Genomic DNA, 2,750 nt, shown 5'->3' with positions numbered 1-2,750 from the left:
AGGTGCTAGTGTCCGAAAGGGCGTGGAAGTTCGAGTCTTCTCCTGGGCACCAATCCTCAAAATTTTGTCATGTGATTCGTAGTAAGAAAGCCGGACAGTTGCCCGGTGGTATTATCTTTAATCTCTCTTCCTTTTTGTTATCTCGAACCCCGGCAAAGGCAAACGCTCTTCGCCCGCAAGACCAGTCCCCCCAGAAAAGAAACGCGCAAATCAGCGGCTGCCATAGACAATCCACTGGATTTTATTATTAGGTGACGTGGTTATTTTTTGAGATGGTTCACGATGATGACGAGTGTATCTTCAATCTTGTCAAAGCGCTTATCGTGTTCGTCAAAGCGTTTATCAATCTTGTCAAAGCGCTTATCGTGCTCGTCAAAGCGTTTATCGTGCTCGTCAAAGCGTTTATCAACCTTGTCAAAGCGCTTATCGTGTTCGTCAAAGCGCTTATCATGTTCTTCAAAACGTTCATCAACCCTCTTGAAACCTGCAAGTGTCGCCTGTGTCAACGCCGCAAGATCAGATTTAACCCTGATAACCTCAGATCTGACCCCAGCAATATCTGACTTTAAGTCTGCAATATCACGCTGGTTAGTCAGTGTGATGTTTTGTGTGTCTGCGCAAACCCTCGCCAGACTGTGCATGTTAGCGTCCATCTGTCTATGTTGCTCCTCAAGTTTCTCAACTCTTGCCTCAAGGCTCATACATTTACCTTTACCGTTTGTTGCGTGAGCGTTGAGCATAGTAGACAATCGAGACTATCACAAAATCAGCTGACACAGCCATAGACCGCCTGTTTGTAGTCATCGGCTGATAGCCACATCAGGATGGGGGTCATTGCTGTTAAAAAATATAGACCCGCCCTATTATAGGCCTCAACCCTTTTATACTTACTCCGAAAACACAAGCCCGCCAGAAAAAGCATCTCAAATCAGAAGCAAAATATTTTTTCAAAATAATCGCTTAAAAAAATAGCCTTCTTTGACCTTCCTATTGAGCAGCATGACGCAGCTATTACTGGGTAACCAACGTGAGTTCGATGCAAAAAAAAGACAATCAAGCCCCTGTAATTTAACTACCTTTCGGTTAAAGCTCTCAGATAGCTAACCAGAGGCTCCCATGTCTACAACCAGTGTATTCTGTGATGTTGATGATTTCTGCCTGACTTTTGAACCAGAATGACATTTGATGAATTGATAGAGGCCACGGATCTGGACTCAGCATTCATGATAAGGGACATGAACTTCAGAGCCTGGTACTGCACCATTGGGAAGTTCAAAGAGAAGTACGAAGCTCTGGAGGCTCTGGCTTTTCTGGAACGTGGTGAGAACATTAAGGGGATGCCCTATCCGAAGTGGCGTAAGATTCAGCATTTGTCATGAAGGTTGTGAACTGATGGACTAAGATGAAGTCCGATCTGTACGAACATGACACTGCCCTCTGTACATAAAGTACAAATCTCAAAGCGGCACTTAGTCACAAACTCAGGGACTGCGAAGTAGATGCATTCCTTGGGAAATTTTTTAATGCTTGTTCTCTTGATTAAAATCAAAATGGTGTAGCTGTATATGCGCTTGTTTATTTTTTTAGTTTTCAACTTAAGTTTAACAATCGGCACAGGATACGCTGACATATGTACAATTTGTCAACTTGAAATTAACAGCTGTCAGCAAAGTACTGCCCTTTGCTGCGGACATAATTTTCATGAGGGATGTTTAGATACATTACGATCAAATCGTGATCTATTATGCCCGGTTTGCAAGCAGCGATCCCGAGTACACCATGGTGCAAGTTCAGGAGATCATAGAATTTGTTTTGAGCAAGAACCTCTTTCACAGGCACTTTCCAGACCAGAGTTTCAGGCAAGAATGATAGCCAAACTACAAAACGAGCCGGCGGATCCTGAACTTCTGGCGTGTGCAGCTCCATTTGTAAAATCACAACTCGATTACCCACCAAAAAATGATACTGATAGAAGTTTATACAGAACGTTAACTGATTTGTTCTTTCAGCGTTTTTCAGAGTTAAGCGAAGCAGATCGGTGGAAATCAGTAGAAGTTTTTCAAACGCTCATGGATAAAGCAAGCGAGGCAAAGACAGAGACTCAGACAGCAATAGAGACAGAGACTCAGACAGCAACAGAGACTCAGACAGCAACAGAGACTCAGACAGCAACAGAGACAGAGACAGCAACAGAGACAGGAACAAGGCTCAGACAGAGCCATAGAGACAACGACAGCTAGTTTTATTTACAGAATGCCGCCTGCTTAAATCGAGCCACCAGGCACGTCGGATGGAGGGGCGAAGACCCGGAACGAACTGGAAGCATTTGATACTTAATGAGCCTTCTCCCCAGCTTACTGAGTAAGCCGGTAGGCAACGAAACCAAAAAGGAGAAGACCCAATGAGATTCTACACCAACTTGCATCCTCATTACTGTGGTATTGATCTCTATGCCCGAATGCTCTTCGTTTGTATTCTTGACCAGCAAGGCGACACGTTGGTTCATCAGAAAATAGCGGCTGATCCATCGGCTCTTCAGGCTTTTATCGAACCCTGTCAGAACAATATTGTCGTGGGCGTTGAATGCATGCATTGCTGGTATCGGCTCTCTACCTGGTGTCGTCATCAGGGCATTGATTTTGTTCTGGGTCATGCCCTCTATATGAAAGCGATTCACGGCGGAAAAGCAAAGAATGATAAAATTGATTCCTACAAGATTGCCAAACTCTTGCGGGGAGGCAATTTTCCCA

Annotated in this window: 4 protein-coding genes; 3 read left to right on the top strand and 1 reads right to left on the bottom strand. The window is 44.3% G+C overall.

What is annotated here, in order from left to right:
* Positions 1–260: 260 nt before the first annotated feature.
* Positions 261–701, bottom strand: coding sequence for a hypothetical protein (locus KDK18_RS11155; protein ID WP_257254978.1), 441 nt, complete (start codon positions 699–701; stop codon positions 261–263).
* 474 nt (positions 702–1,175) lie between these two features.
* On the opposite strand from KDK18_RS11155, the gene KDK18_RS11150 reads away from it, so the two are divergent.
* The 3 genes from KDK18_RS11150 to KDK18_RS11140 all read left to right on the top strand — a co-directional run.
* On the top strand, positions 1,176–1,379 hold the full coding sequence (locus tag KDK18_RS11150; RefSeq protein ID WP_257254977.1) for a hypothetical protein: 204 nt from the start codon (positions 1,176–1,178) through the stop codon (positions 1,377–1,379).
* Positions 1,380–1,565: 186 nt separating this feature from the next.
* Positions 1,566–2,240: an RING-H2 finger protein gene (locus KDK18_RS11145; protein WP_257254976.1), complete on the top strand. Its 675-nt coding sequence runs from the start codon at positions 1,566–1,568 to the stop codon at positions 2,238–2,240.
* A 161-nt stretch (positions 2,241–2,401) separates the two neighbouring features.
* Positions 2,402–2,750, top strand: a 349-nt coding sequence (locus tag KDK18_RS11140) for a transposase (RefSeq protein ID WP_257254975.1), incomplete at its 3' end; no start/stop codon positions are given.

This window comes from Endozoicomonas sp. SESOKO3 (genome assembly GCF_024606255.1).
This window is presented reverse-complemented; position numbering and strand designations above follow the sequence as displayed.